This window comes from Enterobacter huaxiensis, assembly GCF_003594935.2.
Classification (GTDB): Bacteria; Pseudomonadota; Gammaproteobacteria; order Enterobacterales; family Enterobacteriaceae; genus Enterobacter; species Enterobacter huaxiensis.
Genome location: NZ_CP043342.1, coordinates 1910503 through 1935585, shown reverse-complemented (window position 1 = coordinate 1935585; position 25083 = coordinate 1910503). Strand labels below are relative to the sequence as shown.

Annotated in this window: 23 protein-coding genes; 10 read left to right on the top strand and 13 right to left on the bottom strand. The window is 56.2% G+C overall.

What is annotated here, in order from left to right; all coding sequences use genetic code 11:
* Positions 1–70: 70 nt before the first annotated feature.
* The 6 genes from ruvB to aspS all read right to left on the bottom strand — a co-directional run bounded on the left by ruvB (position 71) and on the right by aspS (position 5323).
* Complete coding sequence (gene ruvB, locus D5067_RS09220) at positions 71–1081, bottom strand: Holliday junction branch migration DNA helicase RuvB (RefSeq protein WP_119937226.1); 1011 nt, start codon at positions 1079–1081, stop codon at positions 71–73.
* An 8-nt stretch (positions 1082–1089) separates the two neighbouring features.
* Complete coding sequence (gene ruvA / locus D5067_RS09215; protein ID WP_119937225.1) at positions 1090–1701, bottom strand: Holliday junction branch migration protein RuvA; 612 nt, start codon at positions 1699–1701, stop codon at positions 1090–1092.
* An 80-nt stretch (positions 1702–1781) separates the two neighbouring features.
* Positions 1782–2303 carry a crossover junction endodeoxyribonuclease RuvC gene (ruvC, locus tag D5067_RS09210; protein ID WP_006176048.1) on the bottom strand — a complete coding sequence of 174 codons (522 nt, stop codon included), beginning with the start codon at positions 2301–2303 and terminating at the stop codon, positions 1782–1784.
* A gap of 34 nt (positions 2304–2337) precedes the next feature.
* Complete coding sequence (locus D5067_RS09205; protein ID WP_010432574.1) at positions 2338–3078, bottom strand: YebC/PmpR family DNA-binding transcriptional regulator; 741 nt, start codon at positions 3076–3078, stop codon at positions 2338–2340.
* Between the two features lie 27 nt (positions 3079–3105).
* Positions 3106–3549 carry a dihydroneopterin triphosphate diphosphatase gene (gene nudB, locus D5067_RS09200; protein ID WP_119937224.1) on the bottom strand — a complete coding sequence of 148 codons (444 nt, stop codon included), beginning with the start codon at positions 3547–3549 and terminating at the stop codon, positions 3106–3108.
* A gap of 1 nt (position 3550) precedes the next feature.
* On the bottom strand, positions 3551–5323 hold the full coding sequence (gene aspS / locus D5067_RS09195) for an aspartate--tRNA ligase (protein WP_119937223.1): 1773 nt from the start codon (positions 5321–5323) through the stop codon (positions 3551–3553).
* Positions 5324–5587: 264 nt separating this feature from the next.
* Here aspS and D5067_RS09190 point away from each other — a divergent pair, with 264 nt between their 5' ends.
* From D5067_RS09190 to cmoB, 5 genes are read left to right on the top strand one after another with little or no spacing between them, the layout of a single operon-like run.
* Positions 5588–6154 (top strand): hydrolase, encoded by a 567-nt coding sequence (locus tag D5067_RS09190; protein ID WP_119937222.1) that lies wholly within the window; start codon positions 5588–5590, stop codon positions 6152–6154.
* On the top strand, positions 6151–6969 hold the full coding sequence (locus D5067_RS09185; protein ID WP_119937221.1) for a DUF72 domain-containing protein: 819 nt from the start codon (positions 6151–6153) through the stop codon (positions 6967–6969). Before D5067_RS09190 ends, D5067_RS09185 begins: the two co-directional genes overlap by 4 nt.
* Before the next feature lie 52 nt (positions 6970–7021).
* Positions 7022–7417, top strand: coding sequence for an MAPEG family protein (locus D5067_RS09180; protein WP_119937220.1), 396 nt, complete (start codon positions 7022–7024; stop codon positions 7415–7417).
* 40 nt (positions 7418–7457) lie between these two features.
* Positions 7458–8201 (top strand): carboxy-S-adenosyl-L-methionine synthase CmoA, encoded by a 744-nt coding sequence (gene cmoA, locus D5067_RS09175; protein ID WP_119937219.1) that lies wholly within the window; start codon positions 7458–7460, stop codon positions 8199–8201.
* Positions 8198–9169 (top strand): tRNA 5-methoxyuridine(34)/uridine 5-oxyacetic acid(34) synthase CmoB, encoded by a 972-nt coding sequence (gene cmoB, locus D5067_RS09170; protein ID WP_119937218.1) that lies wholly within the window; start codon positions 8198–8200, stop codon positions 9167–9169. The genes cmoA and cmoB overlap by 4 nt, the downstream gene beginning before the upstream one ends.
* A gap of 261 nt (positions 9170–9430) precedes the next feature.
* On the opposite strand, the gene cutC is transcribed toward cmoB, so the two are convergent.
* Together cutC and D5067_RS09160 are read right to left on the bottom strand one after the other, a co-directional pair.
* Positions 9431–10174: a copper homeostasis protein CutC gene (gene cutC / locus D5067_RS09165; RefSeq protein ID WP_119937217.1), complete on the bottom strand. Its 744-nt coding sequence runs from the start codon at positions 10172–10174 to the stop codon at positions 9431–9433.
* A gap of 78 nt (positions 10175–10252) precedes the next feature.
* Positions 10253–10813 carry a VOC family protein gene (locus tag D5067_RS09160; protein ID WP_119937216.1) on the bottom strand — a complete coding sequence of 187 codons (561 nt, stop codon included), beginning with the start codon at positions 10811–10813 and terminating at the stop codon, positions 10253–10255.
* A 239-nt stretch (positions 10814–11052) separates the two neighbouring features.
* Here D5067_RS09160 and argS point away from each other — a divergent pair, with 239 nt between their 5' ends.
* On the top strand, positions 11053–12786 hold the full coding sequence (gene argS, locus D5067_RS09155; protein WP_119937215.1) for an arginine--tRNA ligase: 1734 nt from the start codon (positions 11053–11055) through the stop codon (positions 12784–12786).
* 35 nt (positions 12787–12821) lie between these two features.
* Here argS and bglB read toward each other — a convergent pair whose 3' ends face one another.
* The 5 genes from bglB to flhB form a co-directional block, all read right to left on the bottom strand.
* The gene (gene bglB, locus D5067_RS09150) at positions 12822–13961 is read right to left on the bottom strand and encodes a beta-galactosidase BglB (protein ID WP_119937338.1); all 1140 of its coding nucleotides are present in this window, start codon (positions 13959–13961) and stop codon (positions 12822–12824) included.
* Positions 13962–13965: 4 nt separating this feature from the next.
* The gene (locus D5067_RS09145) at positions 13966–15549 is read right to left on the bottom strand and encodes an MFS transporter (protein ID WP_119937214.1); all 1584 of its coding nucleotides are present in this window, start codon (positions 15547–15549) and stop codon (positions 13966–13968) included.
* A 261-nt stretch (positions 15550–15810) separates the two neighbouring features.
* Positions 15811–16203 carry a flagellar protein FlhE gene (gene flhE, locus D5067_RS09140; RefSeq protein WP_119937213.1) on the bottom strand — a complete coding sequence of 131 codons (393 nt, stop codon included), beginning with the start codon at positions 16201–16203 and terminating at the stop codon, positions 15811–15813.
* Positions 16203–18281 carry a flagellar biosynthesis protein FlhA gene (gene flhA / locus D5067_RS09135; protein ID WP_119937212.1) on the bottom strand — a complete coding sequence of 693 codons (2079 nt, stop codon included), beginning with the start codon at positions 18279–18281 and terminating at the stop codon, positions 16203–16205. Before flhA ends, flhE begins: the two co-directional genes overlap by 1 nt.
* Entirely contained in the window at positions 18274–19422 is a 1149-nt protein-coding gene (gene flhB, locus D5067_RS09130; protein WP_119937337.1) for a flagellar biosynthesis protein FlhB, read from the bottom strand. The genes flhA and flhB overlap by 8 nt, the downstream gene beginning before the upstream one ends.
* Positions 19423–19928: 506 nt before the next feature.
* Here flhB and D5067_RS09125 point away from each other — a divergent pair.
* The 4 genes from D5067_RS09125 to D5067_RS09110 all read left to right on the top strand — a co-directional run bounded on the left by D5067_RS09125 (position 19929) and on the right by D5067_RS09110 (position 25055).
* A complete protein-coding gene (locus tag D5067_RS09125; RefSeq protein WP_119937211.1) occupies positions 19929–20504 on the top strand; it encodes a fimbrial protein in 576 nt (191 codons plus the stop codon).
* Between the two features lie 138 nt (positions 20505–20642).
* The gene (locus tag D5067_RS09120) at positions 20643–21335 is read left to right on the top strand and encodes a fimbrial biogenesis chaperone (protein ID WP_119937210.1); all 693 of its coding nucleotides are present in this window, start codon (positions 20643–20645) and stop codon (positions 21333–21335) included.
* 92 nt (positions 21336–21427) lie between these two features.
* Positions 21428–23899 (top strand): fimbria/pilus outer membrane usher protein, encoded by a 2472-nt coding sequence (locus tag D5067_RS09115; protein ID WP_235843300.1) that lies wholly within the window; start codon positions 21428–21430, stop codon positions 23897–23899.
* On the top strand, positions 23889–25055 hold the full coding sequence (locus D5067_RS09110; protein ID WP_119937208.1) for a fimbrial protein: 1167 nt from the start codon (positions 23889–23891) through the stop codon (positions 25053–25055). Before D5067_RS09115 ends, D5067_RS09110 begins: the two co-directional genes overlap by 11 nt.
* Positions 25056–25083 lie beyond the last annotated feature (28 nt).

Sequence of the window (25083 nt, the reverse complement as noted above, 5' to 3'; positions counted from 1 at the left end):
GCGCTTCGCTTACCGGGCCTACAAAACCGTTCCGCAGGCCGGGTAAGGCGTAGCCGCCACCCGGCATTTTTTATGGCATTGCGGGCGGAGTAATTCCAAAATGATTCCAAGCCCGCACCGTTGCCATACGTCCACGCGGGGTACGCTGTAAAAAGCCCTGCTGGATCAGATACGGCTCCAGCACGTCCTCAATCGTCTCACGCTCTTCCCCAATGGCTGCCGCCAGGTTGTCCAGCCCGACCGGGCCGCCGAAGAACTTGTCCAGCACGGCCAGCAGCAGCTTGCGGTCCATATAGTCGAAGCCTTCCGCATCGACGTTGAGCATATCCAGCGCCTGGGCGGCAATATCAACGGAAATCGTGCCGTCGTGCTTCACTTCGGCAAAGTCACGCACGCGGCGCAAGAGACGGTTAGCAATACGCGGCGTACCGCGAGAGCGTTTCGCCACTTCAAACGCCCCTTCCTCGCTCATCTCCAGCCCCATGTAGCGCGCGCTGCGGCCAACGATATGCTGAAGATCTGCAACCTGATAAAACTCCAGGCGCTGCACAATACCAAAGCGGTCGCGCAGCGGAGAGGTCAACGACCCGGCACGCGTCGTCGCGCCAATCAGGGTGAACGGCGGCAGATCGATTTTGATGGAGCGAGCAGCCGGACCTTCGCCGATCATGATATCCAGCTGATAGTCTTCCATCGCCGGGTAGAGCACCTCTTCCACCACCGGTGACAGGCGGTGGATCTCATCGATAAACAGCACGTCGTGAGGTTCAAGGTTGGTCAGCATCGCCGCCAGATCGCCCGCTTTCTCCAGCACCGGACCGGAGGTGGTGCGCAGGTTCACGCCCATTTCATTGGCAACGATATTTGCCAGCGTGGTTTTGCCTAGGCCAGGAGGGCCGAAAATCAGCAGGTGATCGAGCGCGTCGCCGCGCAGCTTAGCCGCCTGGATGAAAATCTCCATCTGGGAACGGACCTGTGGCTGGCCAATATACTCATCCAGCAGCTTCGGGCGGATCGCGCGATCCACCACGTCCTCTGCCTGAAGGGTGCCTGCCGATACCAGACGGTCTGCTTCAATCATCCTTTACCTCACAATGCAGCGCGCAGCGCTTCACGAATCAGGGTTTCACTGCTGGCATCCGGTTTAGCAACTTTGCTCACCATACGGCTGGCCTCCTGAGGTTTATAGCCCAGCGCCACAAGTGCAGCAACCGCTTCCTGCTCGGCGTCATCCGCTGCTGGCGCACCAGGAGAGGTTAGCACCAGATCGGTTGCAGGCGTAAAGAGGTCGCCATGCAGGCCTTTGAAGCGGTCTTTCATTTCGACAATCAGACGCTCGGCGGTTTTCTTACCAATGCCCGGAAGCTTAATCAGCGCCGCGGGATCTTCGCGCTCAACCGCATTCACAAACTGCGGTGCAGACATACCAGAGAGGATAGCAAGCGCCAGCTTTGGCCCCACGCCGTTGGTTTTAATCAGCTCGCGGAACAGGGTACGCTCCTGCTTGTTGTTAAAGCCGTAAAGCAGCTGGGCATCTTCACGCACCACAAACTGGGTAAAGACAGTTGCCTCTTTGCCCGCGTCAGGCAGCTCGTAGAAGCAGGTCATCGGCATATGGACTTCATAGCCCACGCCACCCACTTCCAGCAGCACTAACGGGGGTTGTTTTTCAATGATGATGCCTCTGAGTCTGCCTATCACGTGACGCTCCTGCGTTCTGGAATAAATTATCTGCCGACATAATAAAAAAAGGCTGGATAAACATCCAGCCTGATTTTTCACTATCGTAACCTGCCTCGCGCCAGATTGAGCCGCGACTCGCTCATTTGCATCGCGTTCTGGCTGACGTGGCAGTGGGTAATCGCAATCGCCAGCGCATCGGCGGCGTCGGCCTGCGGGTTCGCGGGGAGCTTCAGCAAAGTACGCACCATGTGCTGCACCTGGCTCTTCTCCGCGCTACCAATGCCCACTACCGTCTGCTTCACCTGCCTTGCCGCGTATTCAAATACGGGCAAATCCTGGTTCACGGCAGCGACGATGGCGACACCGCGCGCTTGCCCGAGCTTTAACGCCGAATCGGCATTTTTCGCCATAAAGACCTGCTCAATGGCGAAGTAGTCAGGCTGAAACTGGGTGATGATCTCCGACACGCCCGCATAAATGAGCTTCAGGCGCGACGGCAGATCGTCAACTTTGGTGCGTATACAGCCACTGCCCAGGTAGGTTAGCTGGCGTCCAACCTGACGGATAACGCCATAACCGGTGATGCGTGAGCCTGGGTCAATCCCGAGAATAATCGACATCACGCGTCTCCCGTAACGGATTTATACGCTCTCATTAGAGAGTCGCTGCAACCTCATCAGAGATTTCACCGTTGTGATACACTTCCTGAACGTCGTCGCAGTCTTCGAGCATGTCGATCAGACGCAGCAGCTTAGGCGCGGTTTCCGCATCCATATCGGCTTTGGTTGACGGGATCATGGACACTTCAGCGTTATCCGCCTTCAGGCCAGCCGCTTCCAGCGCGTCGCGCACGGCACCCATCTCTTCCCACGCGGTGTAGACGTCGATAGCACCGTCGTCGAAGGTCACCACGTCTTCCGCACCGGCTTCCAGCGCCGCTTCCATGATCGCATCTTCGTCGCCTTTCTCGAAGGAGATGACGCCTTTTTTGCTGAACAGGTAAGCCACGGAGCCGTCAGTGCCCAGGTTGCCACCGGTTTTGGTGAACGCGTGGCGCACTTCTGCAACGGTACGGTTACGGTTGTCAGACAGACATTCAACCATGACCGCAGTACCGCCAGGGCCGTAACCTTCATAAATGATGGTTTCCATGTTCGCGTCTTCATCACCGCCCACGCCGCGTGCGATTGCACGGTTCAGGGTGTCACGCGTCATGTTATTAGACAGTGCTTTATCAATAGCCGCGCGCAGACGTGGGTTGGAACCCGCATCGCCGCCGCCCAGACGCGCTGCTGTTACCAGCTCACGAATGATTTTGGTAAAGATTTTACCGCGCTTGGCATCCTGTGCCGCTTTGCGGTGTTTGGTGTTGGCCCACTTACTATGACCTGCCATAAAAAGTTCTCCAAAAATCGCGCCTTCTCAGGCTGCGTTAATTACAAATTCTTCAATCGCCTGCCGGTTGCTCCACGACTTGGTCAGTGCGGCGGCGTCCGCCGCATTCACCCAGCGGTAGGTCAGGTGTTCGGTAAACACGATCTCCCGTTCATGGGGGAGCGCGAGACAGAACCACGACTCCGTATTGCGCTCGGTACCCGGCGCATAGCGATGACGTAAATGGCTAAAAATTTCAAACTCCACCGTGCGCTGACAGTCCTTCAGGGTCAGCTGCTCGCAGGCAACGTCAATGGTGACCTCTTCCTTTACTTCACGCGCGGCGGCCTGCGGCGCGGTCTCCCCCTCTTCCAGGCTGCCGGTAACCGACTGCCAGAAATCAGGATCGTCGCGCCGCTGCAACATCAGCACCCGCTTCGTGTCTTCTGCATAAATGACCACCAGGACCGAAACGGGAAGCTTGTATGTCATATCAGTTCTTCTCTTCCTTCTTCACCACGTCAATGCCCAGCTCGGCCAGAGAGGCCGGGTTGGCAAAGCTTGGCGCTTCGGTCATCAGACACGCCGCGGCAGTGGTTTTCGGGAAGGCGATAACGTCACGGATGTTATCGGTGCCGGTCAGCAGCATGGTCAGACGGTCAAGACCGAATGCCAGACCCGCGTGCGGAGGCGTACCGTACTTCAGGGCATCCAGCAGGAAGCCAAACTTCTCGCGCTGCTCTTGCTCATTAATGCCGAGAATGCCAAACACGGTCTGCTGCATTTCGCCGCTGTGAATACGCACGGAACCGCCGCCCACTTCGTAGCCGTTGATGACCATATCGTAAGCGTTCGCGACCGCGTCTTCCGGTGCCGCTTTCAGCTCCGCCGCGCTCATGTCTTTTGGCGAGGTGAACGGGTGGTGCATTGCGGTCAGACCGCCTTCACCGTCTTCTTCAAACATTGGGAAGTCGATAACCCACAGCGGCGCCCATTTGTTTTCATCGGTCAGGTTCAGGTCTTTGCCGAGCTTCAGACGCAGCGCGCCCATCGCATCCGCAACCACTTTCTTGTTGTCCGCGCCGAAGAAGATCATGTCGCCATCCTGCGCGCCGGTGCGCTCAAGAATTGCTTCTACGATATCTGCGTTCAGGAACTTAGCGACCGGGCTGGTGATACCTTCCAGGCCTTTCGCACGCTCGGTCACCTTAATATAGGCCAGACCTTTCGCGCCGTAGATTTTAATGAAGTTACCGTAGTCGTCGATCTGCTTACGGCTCAGGGCAGCACCGCCCGGAACGCGCAGGGCCGCTACGCGACCTTTGGCATCGTTAGCCGGGCCAGCAAATACCGCGAACTCGACGGATTTCACCAGGTCTGCAACGTCCACCAGCTCCATAGGGTTACGCAGGTCCGGTTTGTCAGAACCGTAGCGACGCTCGGCTTCGGCGAAGGTCATGATTGGGAAGTCGCCCAGCGCAACGCCTTTCACGTCATTCCACAGGCCGCGCACCAGGGCTTCCATCACTTCACGCACCTGTTCGGCGGTCATGAAGGAGGTTTCCACGTCGATCTGGGTAAATTCAGGCTGACGGTCAGCGCGCAGGTCTTCGTCGCGGAAGCATTTGACGATCTGATAGTAGCGGTCGAAGCCCGACATCATCAGCAGCTGTTTGAACAGCTGAGGAGACTGCGGCAGCGCGTAGAATTTGCCTTTATGCACGCGGGACGGGACCAGATAATCGCGCGCGCCTTCCGGCGTGGCTTTGGTCAGCATCGGGGTTTCGATATCGAGGAAACCGTGGTCATCCATAAAGCGGCGCACCAGGCTGGTGATTTTCGCACGGGTTTTCAGGCGCTGGGCCATCTCCGGGCGACGCAGATCCAGGTAACGATACTTAAGACGCGCTTCTTCGGTGTTGACGTGGTTGGAGTCCAGCGGCAGCGCTTCAGCACGATTGATAATAACCAGATCGGACGCCAGCACTTCGATTGCACCGGTCGCCATGTCTGCGTTTACGTTTTTCTCGTCACGCGCACGCACGGTGCCGGTGACCTGAATGCAGAACTCATTACGCAGTTCAGAAGCCAGCTTCAACGCCTCTGCGCGATCCGGATCGAAGAACACCTGAACGATACCTTCGCGGTCGCGCATATCGATGAAGATAAGGCTACCAAGATCACGACGACGGTTGACCCAACCACACAGGGTAACCTGCTGCCCGACGTGGGACTGACGCAGCTGCCCGCAATATTCTGTACGCATGAGATATCCCTTAATTAGCCGCCGGCTAAACGTTGCCTGATGTGCAGGCTACTATGTCGCAGCTTTCTGTATGTCACAACTGGATGAAAAAAGGCGGCTATTATACTGGAAATTCCGCCTGACGATAAGAGAGAAGCGTGGCCTGACGCTCGTTTGCTGCACTCTTATTGTCTATTCTCACAAAAATTAACAAAATTATCCGACCGATAACAGGCCATCACGTCGTAAGGTGTACCGGAAGCGATTAATTTAACTGGAGTTACTATGTTGACACTCGATGCCACCAAAACCGCCCTTGTGGTGATTGATTTGCAGGAAGGGATCCTTCCTTTCGCCGGTGGCCCGCACGCCGCTGATGATGTGGTCAGCCGCGCCGCCCGTCTGGCGGAAAAATGCCGTGCCGGCGGTGCGCCCGTTGTCATGGTACGCGTCGGCTGGTCCGCAGATTTTGCCGAAGCATTAAAACAGCCGGTAGATGCGCAGGCCGCGGCGCATGCGCTACCCGAAAACTGGTGGACGTATCCGGTATCGCTGGGCAAACGCGACAGCGACATCGAAGTGACCAAACGCCAGTGGGGCGCCTTTTACGGCACCGATCTGGAGCTGCAGCTGCGCCGTCGCGGTATCGACACCATCATCCTGTGCGGGATCTCCACCAACATCGGCGTGGAGTCTACCGCCCGCAACGCCTGGGAGCTGGGCTTTAACCTGGTGGTTGCCGAGGATGCGTGCAGCGCGGCCTCTGCGGATCAGCATCAGGGCAGCATGACCCATATCTTCCCGCGCATTGGTCGCGTGCGCAGCACGGACGAGATTTTAAGCGCCCTATGATGTACGTGGGCCTGCCCCAGTGGTCGCACCCGAAATGGGTGCGCCTTGGCATCACAAGCCTGGAAGAGTATGCCCGACACTTCAACTGCGTCGAGGGTAATACCACGCTGTACGCGCTTCCCCGGGCAGAGATTGTCGCGCACTGGCGGGAACAAACGACCGACGATTTTCGCTTCTGCTTTAAGTTCCCGGCGACTATTTCGCACAACGCCGCGCTGCAAAACTGTGGTGATTTAACCGAAGAGTTCTTCACGCGGATGTCTCCGCTGGCTAACCGCATCGGCCAGTACTGGCTGCAGCTTCCCGCGACCTTTGGCCCACGTGATTTGCCCGCGCTGTGGCAGTTCCTGGATGCCCTGCCCCGGGAATTTACCTACGGCGTTGAAGTCCGACATCAGGACTTCTTTGCGAAAGGCGAAGCAGAAAAAGCGCTTAACCGCGGGCTGCTCGATCGCTCCATTAACCGCGTCATCCTCGACAGCCGTCCGGTGCACAGCGCAGTCCCCCATAATGAGGCCATCGTTGACGCTCAGCGTAAAAAACCGAAAGTGCCGGTCCACGCCATCGTGACGGCGAAAAACCCTATGGTCAGGTTTATCGGTAGCGACAATATGCAGCAAAATCAGGACATGTTCGCCGTCTGGCTGCAAACGCTGGCGAAATGGGAGCAAAGCACCACGCCCTATCTCTTTTTACACACCCCTGACATCGCTCAGGCCCCCCAACTGGTCGATGCTCTTTGGCAGGCCTTGCAGGCTGCGGTGCCGTCGGTAGGCAGCGCTCCCGCTATCCCACAACAATCTTCTCTTTTCTGACTTCACCCCCTATCATAGAGATGTGCCATCTGCCAAATAACAGGGAGTTTGTATGGTCAGCGCGCTGTATGCAGTGTTAGGTGCATTACTGCTGATTAAGTTTTCATTCGACGTTGTGCGCCTGAGAATGCAATACCGCGTCTCCTACGGTGACGGCGGTTTCTCCGAACTGCAGAGCGCCATCCGCGTTCACGGTAACGCGGTCGAGTACATTCCCGTTGCGCTGATCCTGCTGCTGTTTATGGAAATGAACGGGGCAGAAACCTGGATGGTACACGTCTGCGGCCTGCTGCTGATTGCGGGTCGGTTAATGCATTATTACGGCTTTCACCATCGCTTATTCCGCTGGCGTCGCTCCGGCATGAGCGCCACATGGTGTTCGCTTGTGCTGATGGTGCTGGCTAACCTGTGGTATATGCCGTGGGAGTTGGTTTTCTCCTTCCGTTAGCGCACAATACGCCCCTTTATTTTTCCCGGATTTTTACGTTATGTCAGATCGCGACACGCTTTTTTCCGCGCCTATCGCCAGCCTGGGCGACTGGACCTTTGATGAACGGGTAGCCGAAGTCTTCCCGGATATGATCCAGCGCTCTGTTCCCGGTTATTCCAACATCATTTCTATGATCGGCATGCTGGCTGAGCGCTTCGTTCAGCCCGGCACGCAGGTCTACGACCTGGGCTGCTCGCTCGGCGCGGCAACGCTGTCGATCCGTCGTAACGTACGTCAGGATGGCTGCAAGATCGTTGCCGTCGACAACTCCCCTGCGATGGTTGAACGCTGCCGCCGCCACATTGACGCCTACAAAGCGCCTACGCCGGTGGACGTGGTGGAAGGCGATATTCGCGACATCGAAATCAAAAACGCCTCGATGGTGGTTCTGAATTTTACCCTGCAGTTCCTGGTGCCTGAAGACCGTCAGCTGTTGCTGGACAAAATTTATAAAGGCCTCAACCCGGGCGGCGCGCTGGTGCTCTCCGAGAAGTTCAGCTTCGAAGACGCAGACGTGGGCGAACTGCTGTTCAACATGCACCATGATTTCAAACGTGCGAACGGCTACAGCGAGCTGGAGATTAGCCAGAAACGCAGCATGCTGGAAAACGTGATGCTGACGGACTCCGTTGAAGCGCATAAAGCGCGCCTGCGTAAAGCTGGATTCGAACACAGCGAGCTGTGGTTCCAGTGCTTTAACTTTGGCTCTCTGGTGGCGCTGAAAGCTGAGGATGCAGCATGATCGAGTTCAGCAACTTTTATCAGCTGATTGCAAAAAATCACCTCTCCCACTGGCTGGAAACCCTGCCCGCGCAAATCGCCGCCTGGCAGCGCGATCAGCAGCATGGCCTGTTAAAGCAGTGGTCGAACGCGGTGGAGTTTCTGCCGGAGCTGACGCCTCACCGTCTTGATTTGCTGCACAGCGTAACCGCAGAAAGCGAAGCGCCGCTTTCAGAAGGCCAAACCAACCGCATAGAGACGTTGATGCGCAACCTCATGCCGTGGCGCAAAGGGCCGTTTTCGCTTTACGGCGTGAACATCAATACCGAATGGCGTTCAGACTGGAAATGGGATCGCGTTCTGCCCCACCTGTCCGACCTGAGCGGCCGCACCATTCTGGACGTGGGCTGCGGCAGCGGCTACCACATGTGGCGCATGATTGGCGCGGGCGCGCATCTGGCGGTCGGTATCGATCCGATGCAGCTGTTCCTGTGCCAGTTTGAAGCGGTGCGAAAGCTGCTCGGCAACGACCAGCGCGCGCATTTGCTGCCGCTGGGCATCGAACAGCTCCCCGCCCTAAAAGCGTTTGATACCGTGTTCTCAATGGGCGTGCTGTACCACCGCCGTTCCCCGCTTGAACATCTCTGGCAGCTGAAAGACCAGCTGGTCAGCGGCGGCGAACTGGTGCTGGAAACGCTGGTGATTGAAGGTGATGAACATGCGGTTCTGGTGCCGGGCGATCGCTACGCGCAGATGCGCAACGTCTACTTCATTCCTTCCGCGCTGGCGCTGAAAAACTGGCTGGAGAAGTGCGGGTTTGTCGATGTGCGGATTGCCGATGTTAGCGTCACCTCTATTGAAGAACAGCGCCGCACCGACTGGATGATCACCGAATCGCTTGAGCAGTTCCTCGACCCAGCCGACCACAGCAAAACCATCGAAGGCTACCCGGCCCCGATGCGTGCGGTGCTGATTGCGACCAAGCCGTAGCCTTTTAGCCGGGTGGCGGCTACGCCTTACCCGGCCTACGCATCGCACGTTTTCTCCAAAATAGTTGAAGTTGCAGCAAGGCGGCAACGCAGCGAATCCCCGGAGCTTACATCAGTAAGTGACCGGGGTGAGCGAGGCGGCCAACGCGGCTGTGGCTTGAAATATGAAGGAGAAAAAAAGGCCCCTGTTGAAATTGCAGGGGCCTGGTACAAGCAAGCATCATATTGGGCGACATGATGCGCGGTAAAAATCGGTACGTTGCTACACGTGATGGCGCTCAATCATCGATTTCATTACCGCAACCGACTCTCCATCTACACCGTAGCGTGAGTACTCATCCGCTTCAGCATCCGTCGACATAGACAACCCTGTATTGCGATAGCGCATGGGTGACGGTATCCATTTACCCGCTGAGCTATGAAGCTCTTCAACCCCTGCGTTTAAAAACAGTTCCAGATTGCTGGCGCGTACTCCTGCGCCCGCCATGATTATTGGAACACCGGAATGTGCTTTTAGTTCCGTAATTAATTGCAGTCCTTTTTCAGCGGACGACTTTTGGCCTGATGTGAGGATACGCGCTACGCCAAGTTCTCCAAGCGCATCAAACGCTTGAAGCGGATCTTTACACATATCAAAGGCGCGATGAAAAGTGACGGCCATTCCCTTCGCAGCGGTCATAATCTGGCGCATGCGCGGCAGATCGACGGCACCGTCTTCGTTCAGCAGGCCAGTCACCAGCCCCGGGAAGCCCAGATCGCGAACGAGCGCGATATCATCAAGCATGGCACTGAATTCACCCGCCGTGTAACAAAAATCACCGCCGCGCGGGCGAATGATTGGGTGTACAGGCACAGCGACAGCCTGACGAGCAGACTTTAGTACGCCGTAGGATGGCGTCAGGCCCCCCTCTTTCGGTGCCGCGCATAGCTCAATGCGGTCAGCCCCCTGATTTTGCGCGGTGACGGCACACTCCACGCTGTAACAACAAATCTCCAGCAGCGCCATTCCATCCTCCTTAAATTCCACTCAACGAATCATCATGACACGCCGTCCGCTTCCGGTCCCGGCGTGAACTCACATCTCTTACGCTTCACTGGCGACGATCTGCTCGATCGTCCACGGGTGAAACTTCACCGTCACCTGCCCGTCCGTTACGGCGAGCGTGGGGTTAGGTAAACGCTCACGCTCGCCCTTTGGAGAGCTGGTCTTAACAAAGATGCCCGGCTGGCTTAACCCCTCGTCAGAAAGCAGCGCCAGCGCACGGGCATTGAGCGTTTCCGGCTCGCCCGGCAGCACAATTTCGATATGCTCCCAGCCCTCATGCGGATAACGTTTCTCGCCCGGCCACGGCAGCTCTACCACGGTGAACTGCCAGTGCGCGACGCAAACCGGCTCATACAGCTTGAACAGGCAAATGGGACGACCGTTGATGATGTTCTCGGAAAGCAGTTCACCGCACTGTTCAAACCCACGGCGCCAGCGCTCGGCCGTCGCATTCTGATGGCAGCGCAGGGAGATGTGATCGGCTTCAAGCGGCGCGATATCCAGACCGAGACGGGTGGCAAGTTCTGTGAACGCCTGGGTGAAACGCGGTAAATCTGCGGAAATATCATGCAGTTCGTCAATGGAGTGCCAGTTCGCCATAAGTCAGTCTCTTATCGTGTCGCAAAGCCGCTAATTTACTCTGTTCCCCTCTTTCGACCAACCGCAGAATCCTGGAATCTATTACTGCATGATTATGCACTCCTTCTTAGCCTGGATTCTGAGCAATCTTCAGCCCGCGCGGTGCTGACGCAAGAGGGCATTTGCAGTATACTCCCGCCCTAAATTCTTTAACTGCTGCGGGGCGTTGTTCACCCGCAGCAAAAACGTAAGGTATCCAGGTGAATATTCAGGCTCTTCTCTCAGAAAAAGTCAGTCAGGCACTGATTGCCGCAGGTGCGCCTGCGGATTGCGAACCGCAGGTTCGTCAGTCAGCAAAAGTACAGTTTGGCGACTATCAGGCTAACGGCGTGATGGCAGTGGCTAAAAAACTGGGCATGCCGCCGCGACAGCTCGCTGAGCAGGTACTGACGCATCTGGATCTCACCGGTATCGCCAGCAAAACGGAAATTGCCGGTCCGGGCTTTATCAACATTTTCCTCGAGCCCGCTTTCCTGGCAAGCAGCGTTGACGCAGCGCTGAAGTCCGATCGTCTGGGCGTCACCCAGCCGAAAGCACAGACGATTGTGATTGACTACTCTGCGCCAAACGTGGCGAAAGAAATGCACGTTGGTCACCTGCGCTCCACCATTATCGGCGACGCCTCCGTACGTACCAATGAATTCCTCGGCCATAAGGTGATCCGCGCGAACCACGTGGGCGACTGGGGCACTCAGTTCGGTATGCTGATCGCGTATCTTGAAAAACAGCAGCAGGAAAACGCGGGCGAAATGGCGCTGGCTGACCTGGAAGGCTTCTACCGCGAAGCTAAAAAGCACTACGACGAAGACGAAGCCTTCGCCGAGCGCGCGCGCAGCTACGTGGTTAAACTGCAGGGCGGCGACCCGTACTTCCTGGAAATGTGGCGCAAGCTGGTCGACATCACCATGTCTCAGAACCAGCTGACCTATAACCGCCTGAACGTTACGCTGACGCGTGACGACGTGATGGGTGAAAGTCTCTACAACCCAATGCTGCCCGGCATTGTGGCGGACCTGAAAGCTAAAGGTCTGGCCGTGGAGAGCGAAGGCGCAACGGTTGTGTTCCTTGATGAGTACAAAAACAAGGAAGGCGAACCGATGGGCGTCATCATCCAGAAAAAGGATGGCGGCTACCTGTATACCACCACCGATATCGCCTGTGCGAAATATCGCTATGAAACCCTGCACGCTGACCGCGTGCTGTATTACATCGACTCGCGCCAGCACCAGCACCTGATGCAGGCGTGGACTATCGTGCGTAAAGCCGGTTACGTGCCGGATTCAGTTCCGCTGGAACACCACATGTTCGGCATGATGCTGGGTAAAGACGGCAAGCCGTTCAAAACCCGCGCGGGCGGCACCGTGAAGCTCTCCGACCTGCTGGACGAAGCGCTGGAACGCGCCCGCCGTCTGGTCGCGGAGAAGAACCCGGACATGCCTGCCGACGAGCTGGAAAAACTGGCGAACGCCGTCGGTATCGGCGCGGTGAAATACGCGGATCTTTCCAAGAACCGCACCACCGACTATATCTTCGACTGGGACAACATGCTGGCGTTTGAAGGCAATACGGCACCGTACATGCAGTATGCCTACACCCGCGTGCTCTCCGTGTTCCGTAAAGCGGATATCGACGAAAGCGTGCTGGCAAATGCCGCAGTGACCATCACTGAAGATCGCGAAGCGCAGCTGGCCGCGCGCCTGCTGCAGTTCGAAGAAACGCTGACGGTTGTCGCGCGTGACGGTACGCCGCACGTGATGTGTGCTTACCTGTACGATCTGGCGGGCCTGTTCTCCGGCTTCTACGAGCACTGCCCTATTCTCTCCGCCGAGAGCGAAGCGGTACGTAACAGCCGCCTTAAGCTGGCGCAGCTCACGGCGAAGACCCTGAAGCTGGGTCTGGATACCCTGGGTATCGAAACCGTAGATCGTATGTAATACAAAAAACCCGGCAAGCGCCGGGTTTTTTATTGTCAAAAATACTTCCGCAAATACTCCGTCAAACAGAGAATCGCCATCGCCTGCCCATACGGCATGGAGGTGAGTGGGATCTGACGGTAAAACTCCAGATCGCTTCCCATTCCCGTACCGAACGACGTTTGCAGGAGCTCCCCTTCCGGCGAGATGTTTTTCACAATGCCGCGAATCGCTTTTTCAGCAACGTCGGCATACTCAGGACCAACATAGCGCTTGCGGACCGCCTTCAGGATCCCGTAAGCAAACCCTGCCGTAGCTGACGCCTCAAGATAAGAGTCTGGATCGTCCAGCAGCGTATGCCATAGCCCGCTCTCGTCCTGACATTTCGCCAGCGCATCTATCTGCGCATTCAGCACCTGAACCAGATAACGACGCACGGCGTTATTTTCCGGTAGATCCACCAGTTCGAGGAAATCCGGGATGACGATGGTGAGCCAGCTGTTGCCGCGCGCCCAGCGGGCGTTAGCGAAGTTATGGTTGCCGTCGTAGTTCCAGCCGTGAAACCACAGGCCGGTCTCCCGATCCATCAGGTTCTGCACGTGCAGCAGGAACTGGTAGACCGCCTCTTCCACGTACTCCGGCTTATTGAGCAGCTTGCCGATTTTCGCCAGCGGCAGGACCGTCATCATCAGCGTGTCGTCCCACATCTGCTGGTGGTTCTCTTCCGCCAGGGTGATGTGCTGCATGCCGCCGTGCTCGGTGCGCGGCATCTCGTTCATCGCCCATTCCGCCCAGCTTTCCAGCCACGGCAGCCAGGCGGGATTTTTAGTCTCTTCATAGCGGTAGGCCAGCGTCAGGAACGGCGACATGGTGTTGACGTTTTTGGTGGTGGCACCTTCCGCAAAACGGTTGGCAAACCAGCCGTCAATAATGTCGCGCATACCTTCATCGCCGGTCTGACAGTAGTACTGCCAGATACCGTACAGACCGACGCCATGCGTCCACTCCCATCCTTCCCAGCCTTTGGTGTCGATCACGCGCCCGTCGTCCAGCCGCAGCAAAAATTGCCCCGTTTTGTCATGGATATTGACCAGGTTATGCGTCACCTTTTCAATCAGCGACTTCAGCTCATCCCTGGCGATAAAACGCTCGGGCTGACGCAGTAGCGGGCTATGTTTGACAGGCCAAACTTTCATCATCTTAACCTCTGTTGTATGTCGAATTCAGTACCGCGCGGTCCTTTAGCGAAGGGGCCGCCGGCTTATTACGATTCAGATAACCAATGTTGTTATTGCCCCACAGGCAGTTGTACGGCATACCGGCCAGCATCTCGACGGTGGCACGGGCCTGCGGCGTTGCGGTTTCCACAACCGCATGGCCCGACTCACGCATTTTGGCCGTTTCTTCGCGCAGCGTGCTGTGGGTCTGCAAATTGAGCTTGAAGCGCAGGGAAACCAGGAAGCCGCAGAACAGTACCAGAATGGTACCCACGCTCAGGATCATCAGAATGGTGTGGCTCACCTCCGCAGGCTGAACCTTCTGGCCGCTGACAAAGCCGGACATCTGCATCACGATCCCAACCAGCATCACGGCACCCGCCTGAGAGGCTTTACGGGTCAGGGTCATAATGCCCGCGAAGATCCCTTCACGACGCTGGCCGGTGATGACTTCATCGACGTCAGCAATGTAGGTGTAGGTGTTCCAGGGTACATAGTTGATACCGCCGCGGCCCAGCCCGGCAATGGCAGAAACCAGCAGCAGCAAGGCGTAAACATCGCTCAGCCCCGCGTAATAGAGCACGGCGTAAGAGACCGACGCCAGACCAAACAGCACCACGACCATGCGATAGGACGGCGCAGGCCCGAAGCGAATGCACAGCGGGATCATCCCGATTACGGCCAGGAACTGGAAGATAGCCATCGTACCCAGCAGGTTAGAGGCCATTGAGGCTTCCTGCATCAGCACGAACACCACGTAATAGGTGAAGACGGCGTTAAAGACGTCCTGGGCAATATAGCCCCCGAGGTACATGCCAAGATGCTGACGGAAAATCTTAATGCGCAGCGTCGAGCTTAACTCCACAAACAGGCGGTTGAGGCTTTGGCCCAGCGTCAGCTTTTTCTTCTCTTCTTCAGCACGCAGCGCCGCTTCGGTCCACTCTTCACGCGGGCGTTCCCAGGTAAAGAACCACACGAAGGTCAGCATCAGGGCGCACAGCACGGAGAAGACCAGGCTCGCATAGAAGAAGGAAATTGCGTTGTCTTTACCAAAGTGGGTCAGCAGGATCCCCGGCAGGAATGAGGCCAGAATGGCGGACATCTGCGCCATAGAGATGCGCGCGCCGGAGAACTTGGTTTTCTGCTTAAAGTCGTCGGTCATTTCCGGTACCAGCGTTTCGTACGGCACCAGAATCATGGTGTAGACGATATCAAACACCAGATAGGTCAGCAGGTAGTACCAGAAGCTCATGTCCCCCACCCACATCAGCGAGTAGCTGAACACGCACGGGATCCCCAGCAGGATAAAGAACTTTCGGCGACCAAAACGCTTACCGAGCCAGGTCGTACCAAAGTTATCCGTTAAAAAGCCCATCAGCGGGCTGACTACCGCATCCAGCACCCTTGCCGCGGCAAAGATAAAGGTTGCTTCAATAGGGGAAAGTCCACAGAAGGTTGTATAAAAATACAAAAGCCAGGCGGCCGTCAGCGCGGTGGTCCCCGCGCCGAGGAAATCGCCTGACCCATATGCAAGATAATTTGCGAGTCCAATTTTACGTGTTTTCATTGCCGTCAACCCTAATCAGTTTTGGGAGACTCCCTGTAAGCAAACCTCATCCGGGAGTTTTTACACGGCTACAGTAGAATTATCGACCTGCTGATACCTTTCTGTTTCTGCCACCACGCTGAGGGGGATGGCAAAAATGCAAAGAGTGTCGTTACGCGTGTCACTGATTTATAAAACAGCGTTTCTATTGCATCAAAAGGCGAGGTCATTTTTGCGATCCAGCCATCAGAATCGCCTGATGGCTGGCTAAAAGGCGGGCAGCTAGCGGTAGTTAACGATGACGGCGTTGCTCTGAACCTTCAGCGCCGGGATCATGCGCCCTCCGCCCGGCACTTCCCAGATGAAGCGTAAAGGCTCAACCGCAGGGACCCCGTTCAGCCCCCGGGTGGTGCCGTTTTCGCCATCGATTTCCGTGCAGCGGGTCTGGGAGCAGAGCCGCACCCGCAGCCCGGCAGGCGTTGGGCCAATCAGCCTGTAGTTCCAGACCACCAGCGTCATCAGGCCTGAGACCGGCTCAGGCGGCGACAGCGGACGCGAAGACATTGCCACCCCGCGATTGCTGAGCGTGACGCCCATGCTGCTGGCCTGCCACGTTCCCTCTCCGGCGGCCTGCGCCATCAGCGGGAAAAAGAGTATCCAGAACCACCTGCGCATTATTTCCCTCCAATGGTTGCCGTCATACGAATATGGCGGTTATCCGACAGCTCCATATTCGACAGCACCACCAGCTGGTTCAGGCTACGGCGCAGGAAGCGAGACAGCAGCGGACGCAGGGCGTGGTTGACCAGCAGCACCGGCGGCGCGCCCAGCATCTCCTGGCGCGCCAGCGCCTCCTGCGTTTGCGCCAGCAGGCGGTCTGCCAGCCCCGGCTCAAGGCCGCCACCGCCCTGCAGCGCCTGAAGCAGCAGGCGCTCAAGCGGCGTATCCAGCCCAATGACCTGCACTTCGCCCGTACCCGGGAACCACTGCTGGGTAATCGCACGGCCCAGCGCCACGCGCACGACCGCCGTCAGCTCGTGCGGATCGCTTTGCAGCGGTGCATGCTCGGCCAGCGTTTCCAGAATGGTGCGCATATCGCGGATGGGGACTTTTTCGTCGAGCAGGTTTTGCAGAACCTTATGCAGTGTAGTCAGCGTCACCACGCCCGGCACCAGATCCTCCGTCAGCTTCGGCATCTCCTGCGTGACGCGGTCAAGAAGCTGCTGCGCCTCCTGACGGCCAAACAGCTCGGCGGAGAACTGACCAATCAGATGGTTAAGATGCGTCGCCACCACGGTACTGGCTTCGACTACGGTATATCCCTGAATCTGCGCCTGCTCTTTCAGGGCGCTTTCAATCCAGATTGCCGCCAGGCCAAAGGCCGGGTCGATAGTTTGTTCACCCGGCAGCGTGCCCGCCGCCGTGCCGGGGTTAATCGCCAGCCAGCGGCCCGGGTAAGCGTCACCGCTGCCAATCTCCACGCCTTTCATCAGAATGCGGTAACGGGCGGGCGGGAGATCCATGTTGTCACGGATGTGAACCACCGGCGGCAGGAAGCCCATATCCTGGGCGAATTTTTTGCGGATACTGCGGATACGGCCAAGCAGTTCACCGTCCTGCTGGAAGTCCACCATGGGGATCAGGCGATACCCTACTTCCATCCCCAGAGAATCCTCCAGCTGAACGTCGTTCCAGGTGGCCTCCACGGCCTGGGTATTTTCCGGCATTTTCACCGGCACCGGCTCTGCCGCCGGTTTCATTTCGCGTCCGCGCATCCACCAGGCGAGTCCGAGCAGCGCAGCGGTGAACAGCAGGAACACCAGATTTGGCATCCCCGGCACCAGCCCGAGCAGGCCCAACACCGCCGCCGACAGCAGCATCACGCGGGGGTTGCTGAACAGCTGCCCCACCATCTGCTCGCCGACATCCTGGTCGGTACTTACGCGCGTCACGATAACGCCCGCTGCGGTTGAGATAACCAGCGCCGGGATCTGGGCGACCAGACCGTCACCGATGGTCAGCAGCGTATAGCTTTCCGCCGCGTGGCCCATGTCCATACCGTGCTGCAGGACGCCCACCAGCAGGCCGCCGACCACGTTGATTACCATGATGAGAATACCGGCGATGGCATCGCCGCGAACAAACTTACTCGCACCGTCCATTGAGCCGTAGAAGTCCGCTTCCTGCGTCACTTCCGAGCGGCGTTTTTTCGCTTCATCTTCCGCAATCAGCCCGGCGTTCAGGTCGGCGTCGATTGCCATCTGCTTACCCGGCATCCCGTCCAGCACGAAGCGCGCGCCTACTTCGGCAATACGCCCCGCACCTTTGGTGATAACCATAAAGTTGATGATAACGAGAATAACGAACACCACGATACCGATGGCAAAGTTGCCGCCCACCAGGAAGTGGCCGAAGGCCTCTACTACTTTACCCGCCGCCGCGCCGCCGGTATGGCCCTCCATCAGGATGATACGCGTTGACGCCACGTTCAGCGCCAGCCGCAGCAGGGTCGTAAACAGCAGAATGGTCGGGAACGCGGCGAACTCCAGGGTTCGCTGGGTGAACATTGCCACCAGCAGCACCATGATGGACAGCGCAATGTTGAAGGTAAAAAGCAGATCGAGGATGAACGCCGGGAGCGGCAGCACCATCATCGACAGAATTAGCAGGATCAGAATCGGTCCGGCAAGGATCTGCCATTGGGTCGATTTCAGGTTGCCGGGCAGGCGCAACATTGCCACCAGATTAGCCATCAGTGTCCTTCTCGTTCAAAAAATCCAGCGCGTCAGGCACCGGAAGGTTTTCAGGTTTCACAGGTCGTTGTCCGCCTGCTAAACGCCAGCGCTTCAGCTGCCATACCCAGGCCAACACTTCCGCCACGGCGGCGTAGAGTTGTCCCGGGATCTGTTGTCCGATTTCAGCGTGACGGTATAACGCACGCGCCAGCGGCGGTGCTTCAAGAATAGGTACGCGGTTTTCAGTCGCCACTTCACGAATACGCAGCGCGATAAGCCCAGCCCCCTTCGCCACCACTTTTGGCGCGCTCATTTTGTTCTCGTCGTACTGCAGCGCAACGGAGTAATGGGTCGGGTTGGTGACGATAACGTCGGCTTTCGGCACGTCTTCCATCATGCGTCGACGCGCGGCGGCGCGCTGCATCTGGCGAATACGCCCTTTCACATGCGGGTCACCTTCCATCTGCTTATACTCATCGCGAATATCCTGACGCGACATGCGCAGCTTCTTGATGTGGGAATAAATCTGGAAGATAACGTCGAAACCCACCATCGGGATAATGCTCAGCACCACCAGCAGCGAGCACAGCCCAATAAGGTTCATGGCATTACTCATGGCGCTGAGCGGCGATTCGCTGATAAGGCGCATCATTTCAGGCCAGTTGTGCCACAGGTAAAACCCGGCAGCGCTGCCCATCAGGGTAGATTTGAGGATCGCTTTAACCAGTTCCGCGCCGGTTTGGGCAGAGAACATCTTTGCAATACCGGGGAACGGGTTGAGTTTGGAAAATTTTGGCTGCAGCGATTTGCCGCTAAACACCAGACCGCCCAGCATGATGGGCGAGATAATGGCCACCAGTACCACGCCGACGATCAGCGGCAGCAGGGCAAGCATCGCGCCTTTAATCAGAATAATGATTTGCCCGAGTATGAGGTTTGGATCGTTGACCATGCTGTGGTCAAAACGCAACCCGGAAGAGAGCATTCCCGCCAGTTTGCGGGCGAGCGACTCCCCACCCAGCCAGATAATGCACACGCCTACGACAAGGATCAGTAGGGATGTCAGTTCTCGGGATCGGGGGATTTGCCCGTCCTCACGCGCTTTTTCAAGTCGGTGGGGTGTGGGGGCTTCTGTTTTGTCGTCGCTCTCTTCTGACACGGTACGCTCGCAGCCCATTAAGTCAGGGGTATCATGCCAGCATGCCGCCTCATCAATGGGTTGAAAAAAACGTATAACCGGGCCTTTTTAGCCAGTTTAAACGCGTCGCGTATCCGTTGGGCGGGATTAGGCGTTCAAATAATGACTGAAGGAGGAATGTCCAGCGCTTTTTTGCGTGGTTTATATTACAAAATGAATTAAGCGTGACTGTAAGCGTAGCGCCACGCGGAAGTAATTATCGCCATAAATTAACAATAATCGTGAACTTACCTCCCTTTATTTTGCAGGAATGATCTAAATATGTAACCTCCAATAATTATCGGTAATCCAAACGCTCACATTCATCAACCCCAAAATAATAATAAGCGAGATACACTTTATAACATGAGTCCTGAACATCCCTTACCTGAGGAAATTTAAACGCTATACTTCGGCGCGGCATCATTTGTTTTTCGGAAGAAAGCAAACGACATGCCAAATAATTTTCACATTAAGGAGGATTTTAGATGGACTTCAAAAAGAATATTATTGCTGGCCTGGCGTTCGCCACCGCGTCGATGGGCGCCTTCGCTGCCGAAATGAATGCGGGGACTATTCACTTCACGGGTGAAATTATTGAACCAAGCTGTACGATTGAGGGTAACAATGGTACAGATAGCACGATCCCTCTGGGTACCTATCCTAAATCAGTCTTTACTGATGTGGGTTCTGAAACCACGCTGATGCCGTTTTCGATTACGCTGATAAACTGCCCGTTAAAAAGCGACGGGCTTCCGGCCGTACAGCTCACGTTCAACGGCCCAACAACGCTGACCAATACCTCTACGCTGCTTGACGTCAGTAAAATTACTACCGCGGGCGACACCGCAGCCACCGGTATCGGCGTAGCCGTCAGTCCTGCAGGCAAGAATAACCAGTTAATCACCATGGACGGTGCTGAAGGGCAGATCTATATCGAACTGGCCACAAGAGCCTCTGATACCATTAAGGCTGATTTTAATGCCCGCTACAAGTCATTTGCCAGTGAGGTTACTGCCGGTCCTGCTGATGCAGATATGACGGTAAATATTCTCTATCGCTAATAAACGTCCTCTTGATATTCAGCATATATATATTTTTAAGCGCCATGACGTTTAAGGAGTCATGCTCAGATAATAGTTCGGGTCCGGTTCCGGACTATTATCTCCTTCACCTCAACCTCCTTTAATAAGGGTTTCTCCATGCGCAAAACCACTAAAGCCTTATTATGCCTTCCCGTTATTGTGAGCACGCTATGTCACGCGACGGGAATACAGATCGGCCGTACACGCATAATCTACGATGCCACGAAAAAGGAAGTTGCCCTGCCCTTGCAAAATAATGATAAAGAACTGCCCTGGCTGATTCAGTCCTGGACGGATACGGGTGATGGCAAAACCCGCGGGCCGTTTATCGTGACCCCGCCGCTCTTTCGTCTCGACCCGCAAAAAGAGCAAAGTCTGCGAATTACCTGGAACGGTGCGGCGTTACCCGGCGATAAAGAGTCGCTGTTCTATATGAACGTGCGAACCGTCCCCGCCACGGCAACGGATGATGCCAATAAAAACGTGCTGCGTCTTATCTATAAAACGCGCCTGAAAATGTTCTGGCGCCCTGCCGGTCTAGACGGTTCGCCATCGGAGTCCTGCAAAAATCTGCGCTTCGTACGTCACGATCGGCAGCTTACCGCCCTCAATGCCGGGGCATTTTACAGCGTGTTTGACTCGCTAACCCTGGGGGAAACAAAGATAGAGAAAGCCGATATGGTCAGCCCCAAATCCAGCGTCGACATTCCTCTCCCCGAGAGCGTAAAGGGGACGAGCGTCAGCTGGCGCTGTATCACCGATTACGGCAATGCTTCTGAAAAATACACTTCAACCCTGACGCAGGATTAACGTTTATAATGATTACAGGACGTAATTATTTGTCATGCGAGCGGTTTTTTAAGCTGAACCCGCTGCTTCGCTGCCTTGGCAGCATCTTAATCATGGCGAACTGCGCTGCGCATGCCAGGGAGTACCGTTTCTCCCCCTCCTCGCTGGAAGGGGACATGTTGACCCAACAGGATATCGATCTCTCACTGTTTTCAAAATCCAATGCGCAGCTTCCCGGTACTTATCCATCAAGCGTAGTAGTTAATGGCCGTCGCCTTAACGACGCCGTTATCGCCTACGTCAGCGCGCCTGACGGAGCACTGATGCCCCAGCTGACGCCAGATATGCTGCGTGCCTGGGGAATTAATGTCGATCGCTATCCCCAACTGCTGAAAATCCCTGCCCGTTCCACATTACCCGACACGTTAGGCAGCTATATACCTCAGGCATCTGCCCGGCTTGAGTTTTCGACGATGACGCTAACGCTCAGCATACCCCAGGCTGCGATAAGCGGAACCGGTCGAGACTATATCGATCCGTCACGCTGGGACGATGGCGTACCCGTCTTGTTCAGTGACTATGCTTTTTCAGGTTCGCAAAACAACGATAGCGGTAACAACAGCACCACAAACCAGTACCTGAATTTGCGTACCGGCGCGAATATTGGCGGCTGGCGGATGCGCAACTACTCAACGTGGAGCAACTCGGATAACGAAAACCGGTGGGAGACGATCAACACCTTCCTGCAACACGACGTAGACGTCCTGAAGGCACAATTTACCGCCGGTGAGAGTAATACCCGCGGTGAAGTATTTGATAGCCTGCAGTATCGCGGGGTTAATCTCGCCTCCGATGAAGAGATGCTGCCCTACAGCCAGCGCGGCTATGCCCCCGTCATTCGCGGTATCGCCAGCTCGAATGCCGAAGTCTCCGTGCGCCAGAACGGATATCTCATCTATCAGCAGAACGTCGCGCCAGGTGCGTTTGAGATCGATGACCTCTACTCCACCACCAATAGCGGGGATCTGGAGGTCACGGTCAAAGAGGCTGACGGCACAGAGCACCACTTTACACAGCCCTACTCCAGCATCGCGGTTATGCAGCGCCCGGGCCATATCAAGTATGAAATGACGGCGGGCCGTTATCGTGCTGACAGCGGCAGCGAGCAAAAAGAACCCGACTTTCTACAGGGAAGCATGATTTACGGTTTAAACAACCTGCTTACCTGGTTTGGCGGGCTGACGCTGTCTAAAGACTATAGCGCTGCCAATACGGGTTTTGGCGTGGCGCTGGGGCCACTGGGTTCATTATCGGCGGACGTGACCCTTGCCGATGCGAGACTTGACGATGACAGCCAGCATACCGGCCAGTCCTGGCGTCTGCTCTATACGGGCAAACTTGATTCGACCAACACCAACTTCAGCCTGGGCAGCTATCGCTATTCCAGCCGCGGTTACTACAGTTTTGCCGATGCCAATCAAAAGCTGGATGGACACGAAGAAGACTTACTGTTCCATTACAATAAGCGCAACCGCATTCAGGCCAGCGTCAGCCAGGCCATTGGCGGCTTGAGCCTTTACCTCAACGGCTATCAGCAGGATTACTGGGGGACCTCGAATAAAGAGCGCAGCCTGTCGGTTGGATTTAACACCGTTTATGCCGGTGTGAGCTACCACATGGCCTACAGCTACAGCAGAACGAACGGTGAAGAGTCGGACCGGATGGTCTCCTTCGGCCTGAGCGTTCCGCTTTCCAGATGGCTACCCCGCGCCTGGAGCAGCTATAACATCAGTAACACTAAACAGGGGTACACGCGCCAAAACGTCGGACTAAGCGGCACGCTGCTGGACGATGAACGCCTGAGCTACTCGCTGCAGCAGAGCCATACAAACCACGACGGAGAAGATACCAGCAGCGTGTACGGCAGCTACCGTTCGCAATACGCCAATCTGAACGCCGGGTATTACGCCTCCTCCAATGATTCCAGACGGCTCAACTACGGTATCAGCGGCGGTATCGTTGCGCATCCACAGGGCGTCACGCTGGCTCAGCCTTTAGGCAATCAGTTTGCCATCGTGAACGCCAACGACGCCTCTGGCGTCCGTTTCCAGAACCAGCGCGGCGTTCAGACTGACTGGCAGGGCAACGCCGTCATTCCTTCGCTAACCCCGTATCAGGAAAATCACATTCGCATCGACACCTCAAGCCTCCCGGAAAACGTGGACAGCAGCGACACGTCTGCCACCGTCATCCCTTCTCGCAACGCGGCGGTAATGGCGCGTTTTGATGCTCACACGGGTTATCGCCTGTTAATCACGCTGAAGCGTACAAACGGCCAGCTCGTCCCGTTTGGGGCTATAGCGACCAGCGACGCACCGGTTATGAGCGGCATTGTCGATGATACCGGCACCGTCTATCTGGCAGGCATTGGAGAAACCGCGCGGCTCACGGTGAAATGGGGGAATACTTCTGACCAGCAGTGCAGCGCCCGCATTGCACAACCAGCCGATGGAGAAAATGAAAGCCCTAACGGTATTCGCTCCGTTAGCGCGCTATGTCACCAGGAACAACCGCATGTTAATTAAACTCAAGAAACACGCCACGACGGCCTCATTGATTTGCGCTCTGGGCCTGGTCTCTGCCCGCCCAGGCTGGGCTGGCGTCACGATACTGCATAACTGCTTCGGTGCCCCGCAAACTTACGCGACCGTATTCGACCACGAATTCACGTCAGGCGATAACATCGTCAATCATGATTATGAAGTGCCCGACCATCTGGTCGGCAGCGGTGCCGACATGGTGGCCAACTGCACGTGTCCGGGAAACCTGTTTTCATCGAGCATGATCTATGAAAAAACCCTGGCGGGCAGTCCGCTTACGGCAGGTACAAACGGCTATGGCTATTTGACCGATAAGATCGACGCCGGTATCACAGCCTATGCCGATGCTGTCAACTCACCGGACGGTAAATCCCTGACGCCCGTGCCTGTCAATGAATACCCTACCCCGCTGGGTAGCATGAATAGCGTGATAGAAAATTCACTCGCGAAAACCGAGGGCGATGCCAGCGTCTGCAGCAATGAGACCAAACCCACGGGCGCCGCTGAGATAAAGCGTAATTTCCGCTGGAACGTCATTGCGGTCATGCTGCGCGTTAAAAAACCCATTTTGGGAGAGGAAGCGATCCCGCCGACAATCGTCGCCCAGAACTATGCCTGTCTCTATATTGGTACCGGTGCAAGCTGCGATCCCGCAGAGGCGGAACACGTATCAGATATCTGGTTTAGCGGCACGCTATCGGCCCCGCTAAGCTGCACGATTAACGCGGGCAGCACCATTGAGGTTGAATTTGGCAGTATCGTCAGCAAGCAATTCGTCAGTAAAGGGCAGCCACCGCAAGGTTATGCCCTCAAAAACGTGGATATTGCCTACCACTGTGATGATAACGCGGTGGGAAATACTGACCGGATAAAACTCACGCTGTCTGCCGATCAGGGCGTGGTGGATAGCAGTACGCCGTATATTGCAAAGCTGCTTGAAAGAGACGATCTCGGCGTGCGGGTGTACGATGAAAACAGCCGGGACGTTGCGTTGGACGGTACCTATGCGTTTCCGGTGACGATGGACGAGCAGGGAAATGGCGTCATCAAAATTCAGGCCGTCCCGGTGAGTACCACAGACGCTCACCCCGTGCCGGGCCGTTTCGAAGGTAACGTCACGGTGAAAATGGACCTTCGCTAATGGAAATACCCTCAGGTTGAAACCACAA